Origin of the sequence: Massilia sp. Bi118, assembly GCF_918697865.1 — a bacterium.
In the GTDB taxonomy this organism is placed as follows: Bacteria; Pseudomonadota; Gammaproteobacteria; order Burkholderiales; family Burkholderiaceae_D; genus Telluria.
Map to the genome: position 1 here is coordinate 238,835 of NZ_CAKKMV010000003.1, position 24,861 is coordinate 263,695.

The following is a 24,861-nucleotide window of genomic DNA, read 5'->3' on the forward strand; positions in this document are numbered from 1 at the left end:
GGTTTTCCATTATCTGGGGACGATGAAGACCGCTTTCTCGCTCACGCGCAGCGAAGGATCGTCCAGCGCGCTGAGGGTGAAGCGGATCGGATGCGAGCCGCCGGCAGCCTTGCCGGGGTTGACGCGCACGCGCACCGGCACCGCGCGCGTGGAGGCGCCGGCCAGTTCGACCACGTCCTCGTCGGCGATGCCGGCGGTCGGGATGCCGTCCACCTCGATGCGGTACAGGTGCGCGCGCTCGGCGGTGTTCATCACCTGCAGGCGGTAGACGTTCTCGATCATGCCATCCTCGACTTCGCGCCCCATGGCGCCGCGGTCGCGGATCACGTCGAGTTTCAAGGGGGTGCGCAGCGCCAGCGCGCTTGAAAAGGCCACCCCGATGGCCACGAACACGAGGCCATAGCCGATCACCCGCGGGCGCAGCAGCCGGCGCCTGATCTGCGCCGCGGACCAGCGCCCGGCCAGCGCATTCTCCGTCGCGTAGCGGATCAGGCCATGCGGCTTGGCCACCTTGTCCATCACGCTGTCACAGGCGTCGATGCAGGCGGCGCAGCCGATGCATTCGTATTGCAGGCCCTTGCGGATGTCGATACCGGTCGGGCAGACCTGCACGCACATACTGCAATCGATGCAGTCGCCCTTCCCTTCCGCATGCGCCGCACCGCGCGGTTCGCCGCGCGCGACGTCGTAGCTGACGATCAGGGTGTCGCGGTCGAACATCGCGCTCTGGAAGCGAGCGTAGGGGCACATGTACTTGCAGACCTGCTCGCGCATCCAGCCGGCGTTGCCGTAGGTGGCGAAGCCGTAGAACAGCACCCAGAAGGCTTCCCACGGGCCGAGCGAAAAGCCCAGCGCCTCGTGGGCCAGCTGGCGCACCGGCGTGAAGTAGCCGACGAAAGAAAAGCCGGTCCACAGCGCGACCGCTCCCCAGGCCAGGTGCTTGGCGCCGCGCTTGGTCAGCTTCTCCACCGTCCACGGCTGGCGGTCGAGGCGGATGCGCGCGCTGCGATTGCCTTCGATGCGGCGCTCGATCCACAGGAAGATCTCGGTGTAGACCGTCTGCGGGCAGGCGTAGCCGCACCAGACCCGTCCCGCCACCGTCGTCACCAGGAACAGGCCGTAGGCGCAGATGATCAGCAGGCCGGCCAGGTAGATGAAATCCTGGGGCCACAGCACCAGGCCGAACAGGTGGAACTTGCGGGCGCCGAGGTCGAACAGCACCGCCTGGCGCCCGTGCATCTGCAGCCATGGGAGTCCGTAGAACAGGACCTGGGTCAGCCAGACGCAGGCCCAGCGCAGCGTGGCGTAGCGGCCCTTCACCTCGCGCGGGTGGATCTCCTCGCGCGCGGCGTACATCTTGATGACGGTCTCCTTGACCGCCGGTTCCGGCGCATTCATTTCAGCTGGTCCTCGTTCGACAGGCCCCAGACATAAGCCGCCAGCACGTGCGACTTGCCTTCGCCGAGGAACTCGCCCCAGGCCGGCATGGTGTTGTTGCGGCCCTTGCGGATGGTTTCCATGACGGTTTCCGCGCTGCCGCCGTAGAGCCAGACCTTGTCCGTCAGGTTGGGCGCGCCCAGCGCCTGGTTGCCGTGTGCATCGGCGCCATGGCAGGCCGCGCAGGCGCCGAACTTCGGCTTGCCGAAGGCGACCTTCACCGGGTCCGCGGTCAAGCCGGACAAACTCCGCACGTAATGCGCCACGTTCTCGACATCGCTGTCTGCACCGAGGGCCGCGCCCATGGGCGGCATCTGGCCGTTGCGGCCCTTCATGATGGTCTCCTTGATGACCGAGGGTTCGCCGCCGTAGAGCCAGTCCTTGTCCGTCAGGTTCGGATAGCCCTTGTTGCCGCGCGCGTCGGAACCGTGGCATTGCGCGCAGTAGTTCAGGAACAGGCGCTCGCCGATCGCCTGCGCCTGCGGGTCGCGCGCCACCGTCTTGATGTTCTGCTTCAGGTATTTGTCGAACAGCGGGCCGTAGTCGGCGTTCGCCTGCTTCACCTCGCGCTGGTAGGCGGCGCTCGACTTCCATCCCAGCTTGCCCGCGTACGTGCCGAGGCCCGGGTAGAGCACCAGGTAGCCGATCGCGAACACGATGGTCAGGTAGAACAGTCCCATCCACCAGCGCGGCATCGGGGTGTTCAGCTCCGTCAGGTCCTCGTCCCAGACATGGCCGGTGGTCTTCTCGGGCTGGCCGTCCGCCCCCAGCCTGACCTTGTACCTGGACTGGGACCACAACAGGATGCCGCAGCCGAGGATGGACAGCACCGTGATCAAGGCCACGTACCAGTTCCAGAAACCGCTCGTGAAGTCAGACATGATCTTCGGCCTCCTGCACGTCGTTCGCAAAAGGCAGCCCTGCCGCCTGGGCGAAGTCGCGCTCCTTGCGCAGGAAGGTCCAGGCCAGGATGCCGGTGAAAGTGGCGAAGCTGATCACGGTCATGATGCGGCTTGCGTCGTCAAAAAGGTATTGGAGTTCCATCTCAGTTCCTCGTCTTGATTTGCGTGCCCAGGCCCTGCAGGTAGGCGATCAGCGCATCCTGCTCGCTCTTGCCTTCCAGCTCGGCCGGCGCGTCCTGCACGTCCTTCTCGGAATACGGCACGCTCAGGCGCTGCATCGCGCGCATCTTCGGCACGATGGATTGCGGGTCCAGCTTCGTCGTCGCCAGCCATGGGTAGCCCGGCATGTTCGATTCCGGCACCACGTCGCGCGGGTTGTCGAGGTGGGTGCGGTGCCACTCGTCCGAGTAGCGGCCGCCGACCCGCGCCAGGTCCGGGCCGGTGCGCTTCGAGCCCCACTGGAAGGGATGGTCGTAGACGAATTCGCCCGCCACCGAGTAATGGCCGTAACGTTCGGTCTCCGCGCGGAAGGGACGGATCATCTGCGAGTGGCAGTTGTAGCAGCCCTCGCGGATGTAGATGTCGCGCCCGGCCAGGCGCAGCGCCGAATAGGGTTTGAGGCCGGCGACCGGCTCGGTGGTCGACTTCTGGAAGAACAGCGGCACGATCTCGACCAGGCCGCCGAAGGAGATCACGACCAGCACCAGGCCGATCAGCAACCAGGGGTTCTTCTCGATCCATTCGTGACTGAATTTTCTAATGCCAGGTTTCATGATGGTTATCCTGCTTTCTTTATGCGTGTTCGGGGACGGCGGCGGCCGGCGCGTGCGGTGTCAAGCCAGGGATGCGCGCATCCACGGATGCCGTGCCGCGCATCGTCAGCCAGGTGTTGTAGGCCATCAGGCACATGCCGCTCAGGTACATCAGGCCGCCGCCGAAGCGGATCACGTAGTAGGGATAGGTCGCCTTGACGCCTTCGACGAAGGTGTAGGTCAGCGTGCCGTCCGGGTTCACGGCGCGCCACATCAGGCCCTGCATGACGCCGGCGATCCACATCGCGGCGATGTAGAGCACGATGCCGATGGTGCCGAGCCAGAAGTGGGTTTCGATCAGCGCCACGCTGGCCATCTGCTTCTTGCCGGCCAGGCGCGGAATCAGGTAGTACAGGGAGCCCATGGTAATGAAGCCGACCCAGCCCAGCGCGCCGCCGTGGACGTGGGCGATGCCCCAGTCGGTGTAGTGGGACAGCGAGTTGATGGTCTTGATCGACATCATCGGGCCCTCGAAGGTGGCCATGCCATAGAAGGACAGCGAGACGATCATGAACTTGAGGATGGGGTCCGAGCGCAGCTTGTGCCAGGCGCCCGACAGGGTCATCATCCCGTTGATCATGCCGCCCCAGGAAGGCGCCAGCAGGATCAGCGAGAACACCATGCCGATCGACTGGGTCCAGTCGGGCAGCGCGGTGTAGTGCAGGTGGTGCGGGCCGGCCCACATGTAGGTGAAGATCAGGGCCCAGAAGTGCACGATCGACAGGCGGTAGGAGTACACAGGACGATCGGCCTGCTTGGGGATGAAGTAATAGACCATGCCGAGGTAGCCGGCGGTGAGGATGAAGCCGACCGCGTTATGGCCGTACCACCACTGGATCATCGCGTCCTGTACGCCGGCGTACATCGAGTACGACTTCATGAAGGAAGCCGGCATGGACATGCCGTTCACGATGTGCAGCACCGCCACCGCGATGATGTAGCCGCCGAAGAACCAGTTGGCCACGTAGATGTGCTGCACCCGGCGCTTGACGATGGTGCCGAAGAAGACCACCGCGTAGGCCACCCACACGATGGCGATCAGGATGGCGATCGGCCATTCCAGCTCGGCGTACTCCTTGCCGCGCGTGAAGCCCATCGGCAGCGTGATCGCGGCCGACACCAGCACCGCCTGCCAGCCCCAGAAGGTGAAGGCGGCCAGCTTGTCCGAAAACAGCCGGACCTGGCAGGTGCGCTGCACGACGTAGTAGGAGGTGGCGAACAGGCCGCAGATGCCGAAGGCAAAGATGACGGCATTCGTGTGCAGCGGACGCAGGCGGCCATAGGTCAGCCACGGGATGTCGAAGTTCAGCGCGGGCCAGGCCAGCTGGGCCGCGATCCACACGCCGGCCAGCATGCCGATCACACCCCAGACCACGGTGGCGATGGCAAACTGGCGCACGATTTTGTAGTTGTAGTTTAGACTGCTGTCCAAGATGCACTCCTGAATAAGAAGAAATGAACGACATCAAGAGTGTGTGTTTCTGAACGTGGAAAATCCTTGATGTGAATCAAAATGTTCAGAATGGGTTGCGGTAGGAGATAAGTTCCTACTTGGTGTTGCTGAAAGCGGACGATCTTTCAATCGTTGATAGGAATTCCCATGCCGCCCATCTCATCAGAACTGCACGACCAAATCGGCACGCGCCTGCGCAAGGATCGCGAGGACATGCTGGCCACCATCCACGCCCGCACCGACGGCGACACCGACGACCGCCCGGCGATCTCGCCGATGGCCCACATGGGCTCGAACGACGACGCCCCGGCTGGGGAAATGCTGAGCCATAACGAGGAACACCTGGCCGAGCACGAGACCAATCTGCTGCACGAGATCGATGCCGCGCTCGGGCGGCTGGAAGCGGGCGGCTACGGGATTTGCGCGCGCTGCGGGGTGGAGATTCCGGAGGCGAGGCTGGTGGCGACGCCGACGGTGCAGACCTGCATCGGGTGCCAGGAGGAGATCGAGCAGGAGCAGCATACGGGGCGCGGGCCGTCGATGTGAGCCGCAGCTAATCATCATCATTCAAAATCCGCAGCGCCGGCCCGTCCAGATCCTCGAACTGCCCGCTCTCCGCCGCCCCGAAGAACACCCACAGCGCAAACGCCACCAGGATCACGCTCAGCGGAATCAGCAGATACAAGGCTTCCATCAGCCTCCCCTCCTCAGCCGCAAGGCATTCAGGACCACCAGCGCCGAGCTGCCCGTCATGCCGATCGCGGACAACCAGGGATTCAGCAGGCCGCTGGCCGCCGACGGAATCGCCACCAGGTTGTACAGCATCGCCCAGCCCAGGTTCTGGCGGATGACGCGCACGCAGGCGGAGGCCGTGCGCAGCGCTTCCTCCAGCGGCGCCAATCCATCGCCAAGCAGCACGCAGTCGGCATGCAGCTGCGCCAGCTGGGCGCCCTGGCCCATTGCGAAGGAGACGTCTGCGCCGCCCAGCACGGCGGCGTCGTTGATGCCGTCGCCGACCATCGCCACCACCGCGCCCCCGGCCTGCAGGGCGCGCACGGCGTCCAGCTTGTCCTGCGGGAGCTGGCGGCCGCGCGCATCGCGGATGCCGAGTTGCGACGCCACCGCCTGCACCGCTTCCACATCGTCGCCGGACAGCAGCAGCACGGTCTTTCCCTTCGCCTGCAGCGCGCGCACCAGGGCCGGCGCTTCCGGGCGCAGGGCGTCGACCAGGTCGAAGCGCGCCAGCCAGCGTCCGCTGCCGCCCAGCCAGACCACGGTGGCGCCGGCGCCGGCGCCGGCGCCGGGCGGGGCCTCGCCGCACGCCAGTCCGGCCACGAAAGCGGCGTTGCCGAGGCGGTAGCGCAAGCCGGCCACTTCGCCCTCGACACCCTGCCCGACCACGTTGTCGATGGCCCGCGCCGTCAGCGCCGTGGCGCCGGATGCAGCCAGCGCATCGCGCAAGGCCGCCGCCAGCGGATGCGCGCTGCCGGCTTCCAGCGCCGCGGCGATGCCCAGGCAGTCGGCGCCATCCGCCACGCCCAGCGCCACGGTCCCGCGCAGCAACGGGCGGCCGCGGGTCAGGGTGCCCGTCTTGTCGAACACCACGTGCGTCGCGCGCTCCAGGGTCTCCAGCACATGCGGCTTCACCGCCAGCACGCCATGTCGCAGCAGGCGCTCGAGCGCGGCCGCCAGCGCGGTCGGCGTCGCCAGCGACAACGCGCAGGGACAGGACACGACCAGCACCGCAATCGCAGCCGGCCAGGCGCGCGCCGGATCGGCGAGCTGCCAGAACGCGAATACGGCCACGGTTAGCGCCAGCAGCACCAGCACGAACCATGCGCCGACGCGGTCTGCCCATTGCGCCAGCCGCGGCTTGTCCTGGCCCGCGCGTTCGCTCAGGCGTACCAGCATCGCCAGCGTGCTGTCGGCGGCGCTGCTGGCCACGCGCAGCGTCACCGCCTGCGCCACGTTGACGGCGCCGCCGGGCAGCTGCTCGCCCGGCCCCATGGCGCGGGTGCGGCTCTCGCCGGTCAGCAGGGCCAGGTCGACTTCCGTGCGGCCCTCGAGGATGACGCCGTCCGCCGCCACGGTCTGGCCCGGCGGCACCAGGATCACGTCGCCGGGACGCAGGCTGCTGGCCGCCACCGTCTCCGCCTCGACGGACGCCGGCCAATCCGCCAGCAGCAAGGCGGTGGCCGGCGCCGCATGCTGCAGGCCTTCGAGCGCGCGCGCGGCCTTGCGGCGGGCGTCGAGCTCGAGCCAGCGGCTGCCCAGCAGCAGGAACACGAACATGTTGATCGAATCGAACCAGACCTCGCCCTGGCCGCGCACCAGCGAGACGGCGCTGCCGGCAAAGGCGGCCAGGATGCCCAGCGCCACCGGCACGTCCATGCCCGGCAGGCCGCGCCGCAGGTCCATCCAGGCGCCGCGCATGAAAGGCCAGGCGCAATAAGTCACCGCGGGAAGGGTCAGCAGGAAGGAGGCCCAGCCCATCAGCGCCGCCATGTCGGCGTCCATGGTGCCGTCTGTGGCCAGGTAGACGGGAACGGCGTACATCATCACCTGCATCATGGCCAGCCCTGCCACGAACAGGCGCCGCAGCAGGGACTTGCGGGCGCGCTCGAGCTGGGCGCCGTGGCGGCTGGCGTCGTAGGGATAGGCGGTGTAGCCGATGGCGCGCAGGGCCAGCAGGATATCGCTGGGACGGCAGCCGGCGGCATCCCAGCGCACGTGCAGGCGCTCGGTGGCGACGTTCAGCACCACGGACTGCATGCCCGGCAGCGCGGCCACGCGGCGCTCGATCAGCCACACGCAGGCGGCGCAGCGCAGGCCTTCGACGGTGAACTCGGCGTCGCCGTCCAGGCCCATCTCGTCGTAGAGCTTCAGTTCAGGCGCATCGCCCTCGGCGGCGGTGGCCGCATAGCCGGCACGGCTGCCGTAGTAGTCGTCCAGGCCGGCGTCCGCGATCGCCTGGGCCGCCGCCGCGCAGCCGGGGCAGCACATGGTACGAGGCTCGCCGCTGACGATCGCCTGCCAGCGCGCGCCGTCGACGGCCGGCTGGCCGCAGTGGTAGCAGGCCGCGAACTCGCTCACCGCATTCATGCCGCCGCTCCCGGCGTCACGCAGAAGGTCTCGAGCCAGCTGTGCGGCAGGCCGCCGGCCGCGCGCGCGAGGCCCAGCAGGCCGAAGCCCAGCACCAGCGCACCGCAGGCAAGGCGCACGCCGCGCAGGCGCAGGCCCGCGCGCAGGCGCGCGCCCAGCAGCCCGAGACCGAGCAGCATCGGCAGCGTGCCGAGGCCGAAGGCCAGCATGACCAGTGCGCCGCCAGCGGCGGAACCCGACAGCATGGCCGTCACGAGCACGCTGTAGACCATCCCGCAAGGCAGCCAGCCCCACAGAGCGCCGGCCGCCAGCATCCTGGCCGGACCAGAACCGGCGCCATTCGATGGCCGTACATGCCGCAGCAGCGGCTGGACGCGGCGCCACAGGATCCGGCCGCCCTGCTCCAGGCGCGCCAGGCCACGCCAGGCATCCATCAGATAAAGGCCGAGCAGCGCCAGCATCAGGTTGGCCATCCAGTAGGCGCCCGTCTGCAATGCGGGCAGCCGGGAAAGCGCACCCGCGCCCTGTCCGATCCCGCCCGCCAGTGCGCCGGCCAGCATGTAGCTGGCTATGCGGCCGGCGTTATAGGCCAGCACGTTCACCAGTGCCGGCCGCGCCGGCGGCACAAGCCGTACCGGCACCGGCACGGCCCGTCCGCGGGCAGGCGCCACCGACAGCGCCCCCACGATCCCGCCGCACATGCCGGCGCAATGCACGCTGCCCAGCAGGCCGACCATGAACACAGGAAGCAGCGCGATGCCCATCTCACAGGGTCTTCGAATAGCGCGGCCCGGCGCTGCGCGTAGCCAGGTGGCGGTCGAAGACCATGCACACATTGCGGATCAGCAGGCGGCCACGCGGGGAAACACCGATCCAGTCGCCGTCCACGCCCACCAGACCGTCCTCTTCCATCGCCTTCAGCTGCACCAGTTCAGCGGCGAAGTGCTGGCGGAACACGACCGGGAAGGCCTGTTCGATGGCGGAGATCGACAGCTCGAACTGGCACATCAGTTTCTGGATGACGGTGCGGCGCAGGACGTCGTCCATGTTCAGGCGGGCGCCGCGTGCCACTGGCAGCTCGTTGCGGTCGAGCGCATCGTAGTAGGCATCGAGGGTCTTGACGTTCTGGCTGTAGGTCGCGCCCACCGCGCCGATGGCGGACACGCCGCAGGACACCAGGTCCGTGTCCGCATGCGTCGAATAGCCCTGGAAGTTGCGGTGCAGGCGGCCCTGGCGCTGGGCGATGGCGAGATCGTCCTCGGGCTTGGCGAAATGGTCCATGCCGATGTAGACGTAGCCGGCGGCGCCGAGGCGCTCGATGCACAGCTGGAGCATCTGCAGCTTGGCGTCGCTGTCCGGCATGTCCTCATCGAGGATGCGCCGCTGCGGCTTGAACAGGTGCGGCAGATGGGCGTAGTGGTAGACGGCGATGCGGTCCGGGTCCGCGGCCACCACCTTTTCGAGGGTCGCCGCCATGGTCGCCGGGCTCTGCTTCGGCAGGCCGTAGATCAGGTCGATGCTGACCGAGCGGAAGCCGGCATCGCGCGCGGCGGCGATGATGGCGCGCGTCTCCGCTTCCGGCTGGATGCGGTTGACGGCCTTCTGCACCTCGGCATCGAAGTCCTGCACGCCCAGGCTGATGCGGTTGAAGCCCTGCGCCCGCAGGCTGTGCACGCGCTCGGCGGACACCGTGCGCGGATCGACTTCGATCGAGTACTCGCCCACATTGTCGGGCGCGAAGCGGAAGCAGCGGCGCAGGTGGTCCATCAGCTCGCCCATCTGCGCGTCGCTCAGGTAGGTCGGGGTGCCACCGCCGAAATGCAGTTGTTCGATGTCGTTCATCCCTGCGAACAGCCCGCCCTGCATGGCCACTTCGCGCTTCAGGTAGGCCAGGTAGGTGGCGGCCTTTTCTCGCTTCTTCGTGACGATCTTGTTGCAGGCGCAGTAGTAGCAGACCGTGTCGCAGAAGGGAATGTGCAGGTAGAGCGAGAGCGGACGGGCATTGCCGCGGGTGCGGCGGTCGGCCACGGCGTGCAGGTAGTCGCGGTAGCCGAAACTGTCCGAGAAGCGGTCCGCGGTCGGGTAGGAGGTATAGCGCGGCCCGGATTTGCTGAGGCGGGAAATCAGGCCGGCGTCGAAATCGACGGTGGGCTGGAAGGCCAGGACTTTGGCCGGTACTTCGAACAATTGCGTCATGTGGGAACTCCTTGCGGCCGCCGCCGAGGGGCAGCGTAGTTTATGCGAGGAGTCTATTGATCTAGATCAGCAAAATCTTTGACGTGCATCAAAATTTTCCGAGGTCGCCGCGAATGTTCGCGGTGACGGGCAACACGGCGCCTGCCGAAGGCATCAGCTTCAAGGTCGACGACGACCGCTTCCTGGAACTCACCGATCGTCCGGGGATCATTCCGGCGCCCTACCTGGCGCGCGCCAGGTGGGTGCATGTCGACAGGGAGGCGGATTTGTCCGACCAGGAAGCGGCACGGCTGCTGCGCCGCTCCTACGAGCTGGTGTTCGCGAAGCTGACCAAAAAACTGCAGCGCGAAATTGCCGCCGGCGCGGCCTAGGCCGCCGTCTTGAACACCGACAGCGCCTGCACCAGGTGACTTGCCTGCTCGGCCACGTTGCCTGAGGCCGCAGCCGCTTCCTCGACCAGCGCCGCATTCTCGCGCGTGATCCGATCCAGCGCGCGCATCGCGGCATCCGCCTGCGCAATCCCCTCGTGCTGCTCGCGCGAGGCCAGCGTGATCCCGTGCATGATGCGCGCGGCATCCTGCACCGAGGCCACCACTTCGCGCATGGTCTGGCCGGCGGCGCCGACGTACTCGTTGCCCTGTCCGACCTTGGCGACCGAATCCTCGATCAGCAGCTTGATCTCCTTGGCCGCACTGGCCGAGCGCTGCGCCAGACTCCGCACCTCGCCGGCGACCACCGCAAAGCCCCGTCCCTGTTCGCCGGCGCGGGCCGCCTCGACGGCCGCGTTCAGCGCCAGGATATTGGTCTGGAAGGCGATGCCGTCGATCAGGCCGATGATGTCGACGATGCGCGTGGCCGAGCCGCTGATCTGGCCCATGGTCGCGCCCACCTGCTGCACCGAGGATCCGGCGCGGTCGGCCACGCCGGCGGCGGCGCCCACCAGGCTGTCGGCACGCACTGCGCCGTCGGTATTGCTGCCGGCCGCCGCGGCCACCTGGGCCAGGCTGGCCGCGGTCTGTTCCAGGCTGGCGGCCTGGGCCTCTGTGCGGCGGGCCAGGTCCTGGTTGCCGGCCGCGATGCCGCGCGAAGCCGCTTCGATCGAGGCGACATTCGCGCGGACGTCGCCGACGATGGCGGTCAGGTTGAGCTTCAGCTGGCGCAGCGCCAGCAGCAGGTGACCGACTTCGTCGTCGCGGCCCGCCGGGGGCAGATGAGAAAGGTCGCCGCCGGCCAGCGCATGCACGGCGTCTTCGGCCTGGCGCAGCGGGCGCACGATGGCGCGCTGCAGTTCGCTCCATGCCAGCAGCGTGAGCAGCGCGCCGGCGCCGGCCAGCACGCGCCACACGGCGCCGTCGACAGCCGCTGCCAGCGCCACCAGCAGCGCCGACTGCGCACCCAGCATCAGGCCGAGCCGGCGGCCCAGCGGCAGGTTGCGCAGGGCCAGCAGGCGCGCCCACCAGCCGGTGCGGACGACGGCGCCGCGGCGGATCGCCAGGCCCTTCGCTTCGCCGGTGCGGAAACGCCGGTACAGTTCTTCGGCTTCCTTCACCTGCTCGCGTGCGGGACGGGTGCGCACCGACATGTAGCCGACCGTCGCGCCCTGCTCCTTGATCGGCACGACGTTCGCGACCACCCAATAAAAGTCGCCGTTCTTGCGGCGGTTCTTGATCACCCCCGTCCACGGCAGGCCGGCCTTCAGCGTCTGCCACAGGTCGGCGAAGGCTTCCGGCGGCATGTCCGGATGGCGCACGAGATTGTGGGCCTTGCCGATCAGCTCATCGAGCCCGAAGCCGCTGACCTCGACGAAGGTCGGGTTGACGTAGGTGATGCGGCCCCTGGTGTCGGTCTTGGAGACGATGGACTGGCCATCCTGGAGAAGGTATTCGATGCCGGTGACCGGCAGGTTGGTACGCACGGGACTTCCTTTATTTCCATACAGCAACATCTGCTGCGTTGATTGTATAGACGTAAGACAATCAAAGTCCTTGATCTAGATCAAAAACGAGGGCGAATCGGATGCCCAGGTAAAAATGGGTAAACGTGCCGCTGGATTCCCACAAAATGTTGTACGCTGCGCCCATGTGCCCGCTCTTGTTTGCCCCCTTGTTTGCCCTCATCTGCCGTCGATGAATGACATTTCCCACCTGACACGGCATCCCGATGTCCTTTACGGCCCGCACCAGCCCGAGCTGCTGCGCGACGAAATCCTGGCCGACCTGCTGGAAGCCAGCGCGCGCCGCACGCCGGAGCAGACGGCGCTGGTCGCCGGCGAACGGCGGCTCAGCTACCGCGAACTCGACGAACTGGCCAGCCTGGCCTGCTCGCGCCTGATCGAGGCCGGGATCCAGCCCGGCGACATCGTCGGCCTGTGGATGCCGCGCGGCGCCGACCTGCTCGTCATGCAGGCTGCGATCGCCAAGGCCGGCGCGGCCTGGCTCCCGGTGGACGAGGACACCCCGGTCGAGCGCCTGCTGGTCTGCATGGAAGATGCCGGTTCGCCGGCCCTGGTCAGCAGCGAGCGCATGGGCGAGCGCCTGGCCGGCGTCGACCGCCCCATCCACACCGCGGAAAGCCTGCTGGCGCCGGCGCCCGAAGGCTATGAGATCCAGCGCCGCGGGAAGGTCAGCGGCAGCGCGCCGGCCTACGTCATCTACACCTCCGGCTCGACCGGCAAGCCGAAAGGCATCCTGATCGACCAGCGCAGCATCTGCCACTTCCTGCGCAGCGAGAACGAAGTGCTGGGCGTGGCTGCTTCCGATACCGTCTACCAGGGCTTCTCGGTCGCCTTCGACATGTCCTTCGAAGAGATCTGGATTTCCTACCTGGTCGGCGCTACGCTCTGGCTCGGGCCGAAGGAGACGGCCGCCGATCCGGAAGCCTTGCCGCGCCTGCTGAACGAGAACGGCGTTACGGTGCTGCACGCGGTGCCGACCCTGCTGGCCCTGTTCGCCGAGGACGTGCCCAGCCTGCGCATCATCAACCTGGGCGGCGAGATGTGCCCGGAAACCGTGGTCGAGCGCTTCTCCAGGCCCGGCCGCCAGATGTTCAACACCTACGGCCCGACCGAGGCCACCGTGTCGGCGAGCCTGGCGCGCCTCGAACCGGGCAAGCTGATCACGATCGGCAATCCGCTGCCGAACTACGGGCTGCTGGTGATCTCCACCGATACGGAGAAGGGCCTGCAAATCCTGCCGCGCGGCGACACCGGCGAGCTGTGCATCATCGGCCCCGGCCTGTCGAGCGGCTACCTGGGCCGGCCCGACCTGACCGCGGAAAAATTCCAGCCGAATCCCTGGACCGCCGGCCCCGACGACCTGCGCCTGTACCGCACCGGCGACCTCGCGCGCATCGAGCCGGACGGCCAGGTGGTCTGCCTGGGCCGCACCGACGACCAGGTCAAGATCCGCGGCTTCCGCGTCGAGCTGGGCGAAATCGAAGCGGTGCTGGCCCAGCAGGACGGCATCGGCACCACCGCGGTGCTGCTCCGAAAGGACGATGGCATCGACCGCCTGGTGGCCTATCTCGTGCCCGCCGCGGGCGCCACCAACGAACAGCTGGCCGCGCCGACGCTGCGTAAAGCCCTGGCCGAACGCCTGCCGCCCTACATGGTGCCGAGCCGCTTCGAAGTGCTGACGGTGATGCCACGCCTGACCTCGGGCAAGATCGACCGCAAGGCCTTGAAGGCCACGGCACTGAGCGCACCGCTGCCCAGCGACGCCGCCGAATCGGATGTCCCGGAAACCCCGGCCGAAGAAGCCCTGTTCGCGGCGCTCGCCCAGCTGTTCCCGGGCCAGCCGATCCGGCGCGAGCTGGACTTCTTCTCCGACCTCGGCGGCCACTCCTTCTTCGCCGCGCGCCTGGCGACGGCCTTGCGCAAGGACCCGGCCTTCGCCCACATGACGGTGCGCGACATCTACCAGCACCGGAGAATCGGCGCCATCGCGTCCAGCCTCGACCAGGCCGCCGGCACCGCCCGCGTCGAGCAGGACTGGGCCCCGCCGCCAAACGCACGGCGCTGGGCCTGCGGGATTGGCCAGCTGGCCGCGGTGCCGGTGCTGGTCACCTTGCGCATGGCGCAGTGGCTGGCGCCCTTCTTCACCTACCACTTCATGACCGGCGATCCCGGCGACTCGATCGCGCGCGCGATCGCGGCCTCGATCGGGGTCTTCCTGCTCGCCACCGTGATGGAGTTCGTGTTCGCCGCCGCCGGCAAATGGCTGGTGGCCGGCCGCTTGACACCCGGCAGCTATCCACTGTGGGGCATGACTTATTACCGCTGGTGGCTGGCCGACCGCCTGGTCGAAGCGGCGCCGACCTATCTGCTGGCCGGCTCTTCGCTGTACGGCTGGTGGCTGCGCCTGCTGGGCGCGAAGATCGGCAAGGACGTCGTGATCGGTTCGATGACCCTGCGTTCGCCGGACCTGTTCACGCTCGGCGACAACGTCAGCATCGGCAACGGCGTCAATTTCGAGAACGCGCGCGTCGAGCGCGGGCGCCTGCTGCTGGGTCCCATCGTGCTGGACGACGATGCCTGCGTCTCCTCGTATGCCATCCTCGAAGGGAATACACGGGTTGGCCGCCGCGGCCATCTGGAAGGCCAGTCGGCGCTCGCCGATGGCATGGCGGTGCTCGACGGCCGCGTGTGGGCAGGCTCGCCCGCGCGCGATGCCGGCGCCTTCGACCCCTCGACCCTGCCGCCGCGCCCGATCGCAAGCCGCGCGCGCCTGCTTGGCGAAGCGCTGTTCTTCGTGTTCGGCATCCTGCTGGTGGCGACCCTGTTCTTCATGCCGGTCTTCCCCAGCTTCGTGCTGATCGACTGGTTCGACGAGCGCGGCGCGCTGGCGATGGTCCGCGCGGACACGATCCATGAACAGCTGGCGCGCTACTTCGTGCTGGCGCTGCCGGCCAGCGCCGTGCTGATCGCGCTGACCATGCTGGTGTCGGCGGCGATCCGCTGGGGCTTCCTGCCGCGCCTGCAGCCGGGCCGCTCGGCCGTGCACTCGAACACCTACTGCAAGAAGTGGCTGGTCTCGCACATCCAGGAATCCAGCCTGAACGTCCTGCACGGCATCTACGCGACCGTGTTCGCGCCCTTCTGGTACCGCCTGCTGGGCGCCAGGGTGGGCCGCGACGCCGAGATCTCGACGGCCCTGGGCGTGGTGCCCGACATGCTGACCCTCGGCGACGAGACTTTCATTGCCGACGCCGTGATGCTGGGCGACGAACAGATCGACGGCGGCTGGATGACGATGGAGCCGACCGTGGTCTCGAACCGTTCTTTCGTCGGCAACGGCAGCTACATCCCGGACGGCACCGTGCTGCCCGAAGGCGTGCTGGTGGGCGTGCACACGCACGCGCCGGCCAACGAGCGCATGACGGGCGGCGACACCTGGCTCGGCTCACCGCCCATCCACCTGCCGGCGCGCGAACAGGTCAGCGGCTACCCCGAACACCTGACCTACCGGCCGTCGATGGCGCGCCGCCTGGGCCGTGCGCTGGTGGAGGCCTTCCGCATCGTGGCGCCGCACGCGGTGGTGATCGCGGTCGGCTACACCGTGGTGCTGGACCTGATGCCGCTGGCCGGCGCGGGGCGCTGGGGCGAGGTGGTCTGGTACCTCGCCCTGATCGGCCTGGTCTACGGCATCGGCAACTACGTGTTCGTGCTGGCCTTCAAATGGCTGCTGCTGGGCCGCTACAAGAAGCGCGCGGAACCCATGTGGACGCCCTTCGTCTGGCTGTCCGAGGGCGTGACCAACCTGTACGAGGGCATCGCCGTACCCAACTTCATGCGCTACCTGCGCGGCACGCCCTGGTTGCCGCTGGCCTTCAACCTGCTCGGCTGCCGCATCGGCAAGGGCGTGTACATGGACACCACCGACATCACGGAATTCGACTGCGTGCACATCGGCGACCACAGCGAGCTGAATGCCCTGTCCTGCCCGCAGACCCACTTGTTCGAAGACCGCGTGATGAAGATCGACCGCGTCGACATCGGCAGCAAGGTGTATATCGGCCCGCGCAGTGCGGTGCTGTACAGCGCGAAGGTCGGCGACAATGCCCGCATCGGCCCCCTGACCCTGGTGATGAAGGGCGAGCATATCCCTGCGGCGACCGGGTGGAATGGCTTGCCGGCTGCGCCGCAACGGGATTGAGGGGATGACGATGATACCGGTGCAGTGGCGGCTTGCGGGCGCTTCCTCGTCCGTGGCGCCGCCCTCGGCGCCTGGCGGCCAGGGGTTCGGTGGTCTGCCCGCCTCTCGTCGGTTAGTTGCAAATTCTTGCGCAGCGGATGGCGTCGCCGTGATCGGCATCCAGGGCCAGCCCGAGCGCGAAGCGGCGCGCCGTGCGATCCGGGAAGCGATCATGGCCGAACTCGCGGCCCTGAGCGGCCTGCCGCCGCAGCGCATCGTCCTGCACACGCCCGAGGGCCAGGTGCCCTACGCCCTGCTCGACACAGCCTCAGGGCAGCAACGCGCCTGGGTCGCCATCAGCCACGACGGCGCGCTGTCGCTGGCCGCGATTTCCCTGCAGGCTCCGGTCGGCATCGACGTCACACTGGTCATGGACATTCCCGACTGGGAGCCGGTGGCGCGCGACTACCTCGGACCGGAAGTGACGGCGGCCCTCGCTGCCCTGCCCGCGCCCGGGCGCGCGGAGGCCTTCGCGCGGGCCTGGAGCGAACGCGAGGCGCGCCTGAAATACCTGGGCCGCGAACTCATCGAATGGAGCGCGGATGGCGATGCCGAGCTGGCGGGCTGCCGCTGCCTGCCGCTGGCGCTGCCCGAGGGCTATGCCGGGGTGCTGGCTCTGCCGCCTGGCACAAGCTGAGCGCGTGTGGCTTGCAATACGGGTAAGATTGCACAATGGATAATCTTACCCACTCCGTCGTCGGCCTTGGCATCGGCGCCCTGATCGACCGCAGCCTGCCCGCCGAAGCAAATCCTGACAGCGGCCGCACCCGTTCGCGCATGCTGCTCATTATCGGCTGCCTGGCCAGCAATTTCCCCGACCTCGACCTGGTGCTCACGCCCCTGCTCGATGCGCCGCTGGGCTACCTGCTGCACCACCGCGGCCACACGCATACCCTGATCGCCGCGCTGTTCGAGGCTACCCTGCTGCTGGGCCTGGTCTGGCTGCTGTGGCCGGCGGCACGGCGCCTGCAGGCGGCAAGCAGTCCGGCGCGCTGGGGCGCGGTGCTGGCCTCCTTCGCCGGGCTGGCGCTGCATATCGGCATGGACAGCCTGAACGTGTATGGCGTCCATCCCTTCTGGCCCTTCGATCCGAACTGGTATTACGGCGACCTCGTGTTCATCGTCGAGCCGGTGTTCTGGATCGCTTTCGGCGTGCCGCTGGCGGCCCTGGTACGCAGCCGGCCGCTGCGCCTGCTGTGGCTGGCCGTGATCGCGCTGGTGCCGCTGGCCGCCACCCTGCTCGGCTTCCTGCAATGGGGATCGCTGCTTGGCCTGTTTGCGCTCGGTTTGCTGCTGGCCTGGGTCCAGCGGCGTAACGACGAACACCACGGCGAAGCCCGTTCGGAACGCGGACGCAGGGCGCTGGCCGCCGGCCTCGCGTGCTGCCTGGCCTGGGTCGGCCTGCAGGCGCTGTCGCTGCAGCAGGCGCGCGCCATCGTCGCCGCCGAAGTGAAACGCATCGATGCGGGCGAGCGCCTGCTGGACACGGCGCTGTCGGCCTACCCCGCGAATCCGCTGTGCTGGTCCTTCGTGACGGTGGCCAGGACCGGCGCCGGCGGCGCGGGCACGGTGCACCTGCGGCGCGGCATGCTGAGCATTGCGCCGGGCTTGAGCCCGGTGTCGCACTGCCCCGCGCGCATCGCCGGCCCGGCGCTCGAGGATGCGCCGCCGCAGATCGCCTGGCAGGCGGAGGACCGCCAGCCGCTGGCCACGCTGCGCCAAACGGCCGGGCGCGACTGCCGGGTGAATGCCTGGATGCGTTTCGCGCGCGCGCCCTCGCTGGCGGAGGGCGTGGCGACCGACCTGCGCTGGGGCGAGCCGGGCAGCCGCAACTTTTCGACTATGCACTATGGCGGCCAGGACGCGAAACCCTGCCCGCATCCGGTGCCAGACTGGGGCTATCCGCGCGCGGACCTTCTGCAAGGACGCTGACGCGACCTGGCTTCATCCCTCAAGCCGCCCCGCTGTGCAAGGCAGCCGGGCAGGCTGTCTCATTTGTGCGCGCCAGTCACAAATTCCCTGCACTGTGGTTACACAGCACTATTGCGCACAAGCACCAAATGCTAGACTGGCAGGCTAAGTGTATGCAATAAGCATTTCTGCCAGGCAACACAGGCAGACGCGATACATAAAAGAATACTCAAAAAATCAAGCAGTTATAGGGATGTCATGAACAAGCAGCACCAGGTTCGCACGAACCTCACCCTGCTGGCCGCCGCATTGGCCAGCATCGCCTGGAGCGCGGCCCAGGCCCAGTCCATTCCCGAAGTGATCGTCACCGCGCAACGCACCGCCGCCCCGGAATCGAAGACCCCGGTGGCGATGAGCGTGCTCGGCGGCGAGGAGCTGAACAAGCTCGGCCTCGACGACCCGATGGCGATCGGCGACCGCCTGCCGAACACCTATCTGGAATACGGCAACGACGGCCTGCGCATTACCATCCGCGGCGTCTCGAACGCCGACAACACCGAAAAAGGCGATCCTTCGGCCGCCTTCATGGTCGACGGCGTGTACGTGGCGCGTCCGCAAAGCCAGACCGTCTCCTTCTTCGACGTCGACCGCATCGAAGTCCTGCGCGGGCCCCAGGGCACGCTCTACGGCCGCAACACGACGGCCGGCGTGGTGCATGTGATCAGCAAGGCCCCGACCCCGTACTTCGAGGGCGAGGCCCATGCCGAAGCCGGCACCTACAACAGCCGCAAGCTGGGCGCCACGGTCAACGTCCCGGTGAACGGTGCGCTGGCGCTGCGCGCGGCAGTGGCCTCGAACCAGCGCGACTCCTTCCTGCGCAACGGCCAGGGCACGCCCTGGCATCTGGGCATGGAACGCGACGACTGGGCCGCGCGCCTGTCGGCCAAGCTCAATCTCGGCAAGGACGGCGGCCTGCTGCTGCGCTACGAGCGCCAGCAGAACGATGCCAGCAACGACGATAGCCTGCCCGACACCAACTTCTACCGCGGCGCCGCGCAAGGTAATCCGGTGTGGATCGACGCCCCGGCCGCGCAGCGCCTGACCAACGCCTTCATCGCGCCGAACATGCAGCCCGAGCAGGGCTACACGCACAAGACCATGTCTGCGCTGTCGGCAGAGCTGAGCTGGGACCTGGGCCTCGTGACCGCGACGTATCTCGGCGCGCACCGCGATTTCTCGTCCACCTACCTGTACAACTATTATTACCGCGTCGTCCCCACTTTCGCGATCGGCCTGCGCCACGATTTCAGCGGCGACTACAACCAGGACTCGCACGAGCTGCGCTTCGCCACCAAGGCCGGCGGCCGCCTGAGCGCCCAGGGCGGCCTGTACTGGTTCCGCGAAGACGCGAACAACCACTACGTCTACCGCGACATGGAGCCGATCGGCTTGACGCCCTACTACGTGTGGGACATCGTGCCTTCGGTGTCGCGCAGCCGCGCCGTGTTCGGCCAGGCTACCTACGCCGTCAGCGACGGCTTGCGCCTGACCGCCGGCGCCCGCGTCAACCAGGACGGCAAGTCGCGCGTCGGCACCACCAGCTACCAGCAGGCCCGCAGCTTCAATGCGGCCACCGACCTGCGCGCCCTGGTCCACGGCGAACTATCGACCCACAAGACCACCTGGCGCCTCGGCGCCGACTACGACCTGGCCCCGTCCACCCTGCTGTACGGCGCCGTTGCTACCGGCTTCAAGGCGGGCGGCTTCAACGACGGCTGCGTCGCCGGCGAAGAACAGCTGGGCGTGCGCTGCAATGCCCTGAGCCAGGTGCCGGCCGCCGACCTGGTGTACGCGCCCGAAACCGTGACCTCCTGGGAGGCCGGCCTGAAGACCCGCTTCTGGCAGAAGCGCGCCAGCCTGAACCTGGCCGCCTTCCATTACGACTACCGCAACCTGCAGCTGTCGGCGGTAGCCTTCCATGGCGGCTCGCCGGTCTACGTGACCAGCAATGCCGGCCAGGCGGTGGTCAACGGCCTCGAAGCCGAGGGCCAGGTCCGCCTCACGCCGCGCGACCGCATCGACTACGCGCTGACTTTCACCGATGCGCATTACGCCCGCTATTCGCCGGACGGCGTGCACTCCTGGGCCGGCGTGAAGCTGGACCGCACGCCCACGCGCACCCTGTCGCTGGGCTGGGAGCACCGCTTCGACCTGTCCGGCGGCGCGCTGGTGGCCGGCCTGCACACGCGCGCCGGCAGCCGCAGCCTGCTGACCGTGCCGACCCAGGCCCTGCGGTACTGGGTGCCGGGCCACACCGAGTCCGACCTGCGCCTGGCCTGGGAACCGCCGGGCGCGCCGTGGACCCTGCAGGCCCGCGTGCGCAATCTCGAGAATGCCGTGCGCCCGACCACCGTCAACAGTTTCGGCATGGCGCTGCCCAGCGCCCCGCGCACCGCCGACCTGCGCTTCGACTACCGCTTCTAAGAAAGACCCGCCATGCGAACCTGGACCGCCGCCTTCCTTCTGTCTGTGCTGATGCTGCTGGCAAGCGGCGCCCGGGCCGCGGCGCCGGCCCCGCTGGCGCTCGACGACCGCCATCCGGACGTCGACGCCTGGCCGGCGGTGAGCGTGCTGGTCGACCCCAGCTACCGGCTCGAGGTGGACACCCTGCTCAAGGCCCCCGAGCGCTTCAGGGCGCCGGACTCGCCCTTCGCCAGCATCGGCGTGCAGAAGGGACGCGCCTGGCTGCGCATCCCGCTGCAGCCGGTCTACGGCGACGGCGACTGGGTGCTGGACGTCGCCTATGGCCTGATCACCCGCGCCGACCTGTGGCTGGTGAGCGAGGGCCGCATCCTGCGCCATGCGGTGGGCGGCGCCGGCGTCAAGCCGGACGGCGCCCTCGGCCCGGGCAACCCGGCCTTCCGCCTGGCGCTGACGCCGGGCGTGCGCTACGAGGTCCTGCTGCGCATCGACACCGAGGCGCCGAAGATCCTGCCGGTGCGCCTGCGCAAACCCGAGGCCTCGTACCGCAGCGCGATGAACGAGCAGATCCTGCAAGGCCTGCTGTCCGGCCTCAGCCTGTTCCTGGTGGTCTACAGCCTGGCGCAATGGGCCCACCTGCGCGAAACGCTGTACGCGAAATATGCGCTGTACGTCGGCAGCCTGGCCATCTATTCGGCCGCCCTGTACGGCGTGGGCGGCCAGTACCTGTGGCCCGGGAACATGTGGGGCGCGCTGCACATGAGCGGCATCGCGGCCATGGTCTGCTCCTGCAGCGCCTATCTGTTCGTCGAGCACGTGCTGGCGCGGCCGGGAAAAAGCCGCCTCTTCTCGCGCGTGATGAAAAGCTGCGCGGTGCTGTGCATCCTGCTGGCGGCCGCCTTCGGCCTCGACCTCATCCACGACGAATTCCTGATCCTGATGGTCAGCACGCTGGGCATCTTCCCGACCCTGTTCGGCCTGCCGGGCGCCTTCCGCCTGGCGCGCGCACGCGACCCGGTCGGCATCTGGCTGCTGGTCGGCTGGACCATCAGTTTCAGCGGCGCGGCCATCATGACCAAGGTATCGCATGCCGGCGCGGCGCCGACCTTCTGGAACATGCACGCCGTGCAGTTCGGCGCGGCGCTCGACATGATCGCCTTCCTGCGCATCGTCGGCCTGCGCAGCCGCGCCAGCCGCGACGCCACCCTGCGCGCCGAGGCCGCGGCCCGCATGAAGGCCGAGTTCATGGCCAACATGAGCCATGAGATCCGCACCCCGATGAACGCCATCCTCGGCATGAGCCGCCTGGCCCTGATGACGGAGCCGAATCCGAAGCTGCGCAACTACCTCGGCAAGATCCTCGGCGCCGGCGAGCACCTGCTGGGCATCATCAACGACATCCTCGACTTCTCGAAAATCGAGGCCGGCCGCATGACGGTCGAAGCGACCCCGTTCGCGCTCGACGGCCTGCTCGAGCACCTGGCCGGCATCGCCGCCATCAAGTCGGATGCCAAGCAGGTCGAACTGGTGTTCCGCGTGGCGCCCGAAGTGCCGCCGCAGCTGGTCGGCGATCCGCTGCGCCTGGGCCAGGTGCTGATCAATCTCACCAACAACGCCGTCAAGTTCACCGAGCGCGGCGAGATCGTGGTCGCGGTCGAACTGGTGGAGCCGGTCGACGCGCGCGCGGGCAAGGCGCGCCTGCGTTTCTCGGTCAGCGATACCGGCATCGGCATGAGCGGCGAGCAGCTGGCCGGCCTGTTCCAGGCCTTCACCCAGGCCGACAGTTCGATCACCCGCAAGTACGGCGGCACCGGCCTGGGCCTGAGCATCTCGAAGCAGCTGGTCGAGCTGATGGGCGGCGCCATCAGCGTCACCAGCACGCCGGGCGCCGGCAGCCGCTTCAGCTTCACGGTCACGCTCGGCCTCGGCGCCGAAGACGCGCCCCAGCTGGCGGCGGCCACCGCCGCCGCCCTCGGCCAGGCCCGCGTGCTGGTGGTGGACGACAGCGCCAGCGCGCGCGAGGCCCTGCTCGAGATGCTGGGCGCCTATGGCATCCGTGCCGGCGCCGCGGCGTCCGGCGAAGCCGCGCTGGAACTGCTGGCCCAGGCGGCGGAAGCCGGCCGGCCCTACGAACTGGTGCTGATGGATTACCTGATGCCGGGCTGGGATGGCGTCGAGACCATCCGCCGCATCCGCGGCGATGCGCGCCTCGGGGCCACGCCGGCCATCCTGATGGTCAGCGTCTGCAGCCGCGAAGGCGTGCTGCAGGAACAGGGAGACATTCCGCTGGACGGCTTCCTGACCAAGCCGGTGAACCCGGCCCTGCTGCACCACAGCGTGCTGCGCGCCCTACACCCGGAACTGGCGCCGGCATCGCCGAACACCGGCGCCACTGCATCCGACCTCACGCGTCTCGATGGCGCCCGCATCCTGCTGGTGGACGACAACGCCAACAACCGTGAAGTGGCGCTCGACTTCCTGGCCGCCGCGCGCATGCGCGTGGACGTCGCCGCCGACGGCGCCGAGGCGGTGGCGATGGTGCGCGACGGGGATTACGACCTGGTCCTGATGGACATCCAGATGCCGGTGCTCGACGGCCTGAGCGCGACCCGCGAGATCCGCGCCCTGCCCGGCCGCGCCGCCCTGCCGGTCGTCGCCATGACCGCGAACGCCCTGTCCGGCGACCGCGAAAAGAGCCTGGCGGCCGGCATGAACGACCACGTGGTCAAGCCGATCGATCCCGACCTGCTGTTCCGCGCCCTGCTGCGCTGGATCGCCCCGGAGCGGCTGCTGGGGCGCGCGCTGCCGGTCCGCCCGGTGGATCCGGCGGACGCTGGCGCGGCTAGCGATGCGCCGCTGCCGCCGCTGGCCGGCGTCGACTGGCAGCAGGCCCTGGCGAGCGCCGGCGGCGAACCGGCGCGCCTGCGCCGCCGCCTCGCCAGCTTCGTGCGCGAATATGGCGACGCCCCGCGCGTCATCCGCGAGGCCATGGCCGGCGGCGCCGACGAGGTCCTGCTCGGCCTGGCGCACAACCTGCGTTCCGGCGCCACCTACATCGGCGCGGATACCCTGGCGCGCATCGCCGGCGACCTCGAACAGGAACTGCGCGCCGGCCGCCGCGAACGCCTGCCGCTGCTGGCGCCGGAACTCTCGCTGAGCCTCGACGCCGTAATCGACGGCCTGGGGCGTGCCGCCGGCGCCGCGCCGGCCCTGCCCGCGGCCAGGCTCGACGCCCGCGCGCAGCTGGCGCGCCTGGCGGATTACCTGCGCGCCGACGACGCCCGCGCCGAGGACGCGCTGGCCGAGCTGCAGGCGGCGCTGCCGGGCGAGGAGCACGCCGCGCAGCTGGCGGCGCTGCGCAGGGCGGTCGACGAGATCGAGTACGGCAGCGCGCTGGCAGTGCTCGAGAAACTGGAACAAGGACTGGAGGAGCTGCAGGCATGAATCTCGAACCACAAAAAGTCCTGATCGCCGACGACGACCCGATCAGCCGCCAGGTGCTGGCCGATTTGCTGAAGCCCGAATACACGGTGCTGCTGGCGAAGAACGGCGAGCAGGCGCTGGAACGCGCCCAGCGCCATGCGCCCGACCTGGTGCTGCTGGACGTGATGATGCCGGACATGGACGGCTACGAAGTCCTGCGCCGCCTGCGCGCCGATCCGCAGACCGCGCACATCACCGTGATCTTCGTCTCCGGCCTGAACCGACCGGAGGACGAAGCCAACGGCCTCAAGTTGGGCGCCGCCGACTACATCGCCAAACCCTACAACGCGACGGTGGTGATGGCGCGCGTGGCCCTGCACCTGCAGCTGGTGCGCCAGCGCCGCATGCTCGAGCGCCTGGCCAACGTCGACGGCCTGACCGAGCTGGCCAACCGCCGCCGCTTCGACGAGCTGTACGCGGTGGAATGGCAGCGCGCCCAGCGCAACGGCCGCCCGCTGTCGCTGGCCCTGCTCGACATCGACGCCTTCAAGCAGTACAACGACCACTACGGCCACCCGGCCGGCGACCGCGCCCTGCGCGCGGTGGCGCGCGCGTCGAGCGCCGGCCTGCGCCGCCCGGCCGACCTGGCGGCGCGCTACGGCGGCGAGGAGATCGTGCTGCTGCTGCCGGACACGGATGCGCTACAGGCGCGGCATGTATTGGACGGGATCCTGGCGGCCATCGCCGAGCTGCAGCTGCCGCATGCGGCCTCCGGGGTGTCGGCGTGGCTGACGGCGAGCGTCGGCGGCGCGACCCTGGGCGGCAACGGCGCCGAGACGGCGGCCGAGCTGTTCGAGGCGGCGGATGTGCAGCTTTACCGGGCCAAGCATGGGGGGCGGAACAGGATTGTGTGGCGGGGAATGGACTGACCGTCGTTCCCGCTTCCCACCGTC

General features: G+C 68.6%; 18 protein-coding genes. 8 read left to right on the forward strand and 10 right to left on the reverse strand.

Annotated elements, in window-relative coordinates; translation table 11 throughout:
• Window positions 1-9: 9 nt before the first annotated feature.
• From ccoG to ccoN, 5 genes are read right to left on the reverse strand one after another with little or no spacing between them, the layout of a single operon-like run.
• On the reverse strand, window positions 10-1,398 hold the full coding sequence (gene ccoG, locus LQV39_RS05780) for a cytochrome c oxidase accessory protein CcoG (RefSeq protein WP_230021114.1): 1,389 nt from the start codon (window positions 1,396-1,398) through the stop codon (window positions 10-12).
• A complete protein-coding gene (gene ccoP, locus LQV39_RS05785) occupies window positions 1,395-2,318 on the reverse strand; it encodes a cytochrome-c oxidase, cbb3-type subunit III (RefSeq protein WP_230021115.1) in 924 nt (307 codons plus the stop codon). The genes ccoG and ccoP overlap by 4 nt, the downstream gene beginning before the upstream one ends.
• Window positions 2,311-2,481, reverse strand: coding sequence for a CcoQ/FixQ family Cbb3-type cytochrome c oxidase assembly chaperone (locus tag LQV39_RS05790; RefSeq protein ID WP_230021116.1), 171 nt, complete (start codon window positions 2,479-2,481; stop codon window positions 2,311-2,313). The genes ccoP and LQV39_RS05790 overlap by 8 nt, the downstream gene beginning before the upstream one ends.
• Before the next feature lies 1 nt (window position 2,482).
• The gene (ccoO, locus tag LQV39_RS05795) at window positions 2,483-3,112 is read right to left on the reverse strand and encodes a cytochrome-c oxidase, cbb3-type subunit II (RefSeq protein ID WP_230021117.1); all 630 of its coding nucleotides are present in this window, start codon (window positions 3,110-3,112) and stop codon (window positions 2,483-2,485) included.
• 19 nt (window positions 3,113-3,131) lie between these two features.
• A complete protein-coding gene (gene ccoN, locus LQV39_RS05800; protein ID WP_230021118.1) occupies window positions 3,132-4,583 on the reverse strand; it encodes a cytochrome-c oxidase, cbb3-type subunit I in 1,452 nt (483 codons plus the stop codon).
• 153 nt (window positions 4,584-4,736) lie between these two features.
• Here ccoN and LQV39_RS05805 point away from each other — a divergent pair, with 153 nt between their 5' ends.
• Window positions 4,737-5,150 (forward strand): TraR/DksA family transcriptional regulator, encoded by a 414-nt coding sequence (locus LQV39_RS05805; RefSeq protein ID WP_230021119.1) that lies wholly within the window; start codon window positions 4,737-4,739, stop codon window positions 5,148-5,150.
• A gap of 7 nt (window positions 5,151-5,157) precedes the next feature.
• On the opposite strand, the gene ccoS is transcribed toward LQV39_RS05805, so the two are convergent.
• The 4 genes from ccoS to hemN are packed head-to-tail and all read right to left on the reverse strand — an operon-like array spanning window position 5,158 to window position 9,902.
• Complete coding sequence (ccoS, locus tag LQV39_RS05810; protein ID WP_230021120.1) at window positions 5,158-5,298, reverse strand: cbb3-type cytochrome oxidase assembly protein CcoS; 141 nt, start codon at window positions 5,296-5,298, stop codon at window positions 5,158-5,160.
• Window positions 5,298-7,706, reverse strand: coding sequence for a heavy metal translocating P-type ATPase (locus LQV39_RS05815; protein WP_230021121.1), 2,409 nt, complete (start codon window positions 7,704-7,706; stop codon window positions 5,298-5,300). The genes ccoS and LQV39_RS05815 overlap by 1 nt, the downstream gene beginning before the upstream one ends.
• On the reverse strand, window positions 7,703-8,470 hold the full coding sequence (locus tag LQV39_RS05820; protein WP_230021122.1) for a sulfite exporter TauE/SafE family protein: 768 nt from the start codon (window positions 8,468-8,470) through the stop codon (window positions 7,703-7,705). The genes LQV39_RS05815 and LQV39_RS05820 overlap by 4 nt, the downstream gene beginning before the upstream one ends.
• A gap of 1 nt (window position 8,471) precedes the next feature.
• On the reverse strand, window positions 8,472-9,902 hold the full coding sequence (gene hemN / locus LQV39_RS05825; protein ID WP_230021124.1) for an oxygen-independent coproporphyrinogen III oxidase: 1,431 nt from the start codon (window positions 9,900-9,902) through the stop codon (window positions 8,472-8,474).
• Between the two features lie 83 nt (window positions 9,903-9,985).
• On the opposite strand from hemN, the gene LQV39_RS05830 reads away from it, so the two are divergent.
• A complete protein-coding gene (locus LQV39_RS05830; protein ID WP_290368552.1) occupies window positions 9,986-10,273 on the forward strand; it encodes an MmcQ/YjbR family DNA-binding protein in 288 nt (95 codons plus the stop codon).
• Here the strand turns inward: LQV39_RS05830 and LQV39_RS05835 are convergent.
• Window positions 10,270-11,817 carry a PAS domain-containing methyl-accepting chemotaxis protein gene (locus tag LQV39_RS05835; protein ID WP_230021128.1) on the reverse strand — a complete coding sequence of 516 codons (1,548 nt, stop codon included), beginning with the start codon at window positions 11,815-11,817 and terminating at the stop codon, window positions 10,270-10,272. The genes LQV39_RS05830 and LQV39_RS05835 overlap by 4 nt on opposite strands.
• A 211-nt stretch (window positions 11,818-12,028) precedes the next feature.
• On the opposite strand from LQV39_RS05835, the gene LQV39_RS05840 reads away from it, so the two are divergent.
• From LQV39_RS05840 to LQV39_RS05865, 6 genes are all read left to right on the forward strand, one after another.
• Entirely contained in the window at window positions 12,029-16,054 is a 4,026-nt protein-coding gene (locus tag LQV39_RS05840) for a Pls/PosA family non-ribosomal peptide synthetase (RefSeq protein ID WP_230021130.1), read from the forward strand.
• Between the two features lie 4 nt (window positions 16,055-16,058).
• Window positions 16,059-16,730, forward strand: coding sequence for a 4'-phosphopantetheinyl transferase superfamily protein (locus LQV39_RS05845; protein ID WP_230021133.1), 672 nt, complete (start codon window positions 16,059-16,061; stop codon window positions 16,728-16,730).
• Between the two features lie 35 nt (window positions 16,731-16,765).
• Window positions 16,766-18,025, forward strand: coding sequence for a metal-dependent hydrolase (locus LQV39_RS05850; protein ID WP_230021135.1), 1,260 nt, complete (start codon window positions 16,766-16,768; stop codon window positions 18,023-18,025).
• Window positions 18,026-18,262: 237 nt separating this feature from the next.
• Window positions 18,263-20,488 (forward strand): TonB-dependent receptor, encoded by a 2,226-nt coding sequence (locus LQV39_RS05855; RefSeq protein WP_230021137.1) that lies wholly within the window; start codon window positions 18,263-18,265, stop codon window positions 20,486-20,488.
• A gap of 12 nt (window positions 20,489-20,500) precedes the next feature.
• Complete coding sequence (locus LQV39_RS05860) at window positions 20,501-23,929, forward strand: hybrid sensor histidine kinase/response regulator (protein ID WP_230021139.1); 3,429 nt, start codon at window positions 20,501-20,503, stop codon at window positions 23,927-23,929.
• Window positions 23,926-24,837 carry a diguanylate cyclase domain-containing protein gene (locus LQV39_RS05865; RefSeq protein WP_230021141.1) on the forward strand — a complete coding sequence of 304 codons (912 nt, stop codon included), beginning with the start codon at window positions 23,926-23,928 and terminating at the stop codon, window positions 24,835-24,837. The genes LQV39_RS05860 and LQV39_RS05865 overlap by 4 nt, the downstream gene beginning before the upstream one ends.
• The last annotated feature ends 24 nt before the right edge of the window (window positions 24,838-24,861 follow it).

Coding starts and splice junctions, on each gene's coding strand:
- LQV39_RS05815 (WP_230021121.1), bottom strand. CDS start 7,706: ATGAATGCGGTGAGCGAGTTCGCGGCCTGCTACCACTGCGGCCAGCCG.
- ccoS (WP_230021120.1), bottom strand. CDS start 5,298: ATGGAAGCCTTGTATCTGCTGATTCCGCTGAGCGTGATCCTGGTGGCG.
- ccoG (WP_230021114.1), bottom strand. CDS start 1,398: ATGAATGCGCCGGAACCGGCGGTCAAGGAGACCGTCATCAAGATGTAC.
- LQV39_RS05845 (WP_230021133.1), top strand. CDS start 16,059: ATGACGATGATACCGGTGCAGTGGCGGCTTGCGGGCGCTTCCTCGTCC.
- LQV39_RS05790 (WP_230021116.1), bottom strand. CDS start 2,481: ATGGAACTCCAATACCTTTTTGACGACGCAAGCCGCATCATGACCGTG.
- ccoO (WP_230021117.1), bottom strand. CDS start 3,112: ATGAAACCTGGCATTAGAAAATTCAGTCACGAATGGATCGAGAAGAAC.
- LQV39_RS05860 (WP_230021139.1), top strand. CDS start 20,501: ATGCGAACCTGGACCGCCGCCTTCCTTCTGTCTGTGCTGATGCTGCTG.
- LQV39_RS05820 (WP_230021122.1), bottom strand. CDS start 8,470: ATGGGCATCGCGCTGCTTCCTGTGTTCATGGTCGGCCTGCTGGGCAGC.
- LQV39_RS05865 (WP_230021141.1), top strand. CDS start 23,926: ATGAATCTCGAACCACAAAAAGTCCTGATCGCCGACGACGACCCGATC.
- ccoP (WP_230021115.1), bottom strand. CDS start 2,318: ATGTCTGACTTCACGAGCGGTTTCTGGAACTGGTACGTGGCCTTGATC.
- LQV39_RS05855 (WP_230021137.1), top strand. CDS start 18,263: ATGAACAAGCAGCACCAGGTTCGCACGAACCTCACCCTGCTGGCCGCC.
- hemN (WP_230021124.1), bottom strand. CDS start 9,902: ATGACGCAATTGTTCGAAGTACCGGCCAAAGTCCTGGCCTTCCAGCCC.
- LQV39_RS05850 (WP_230021135.1), top strand. CDS start 16,766: ATGGATAATCTTACCCACTCCGTCGTCGGCCTTGGCATCGGCGCCCTG.
- LQV39_RS05840 (WP_230021130.1), top strand. CDS start 12,029: ATGAATGACATTTCCCACCTGACACGGCATCCCGATGTCCTTTACGGC.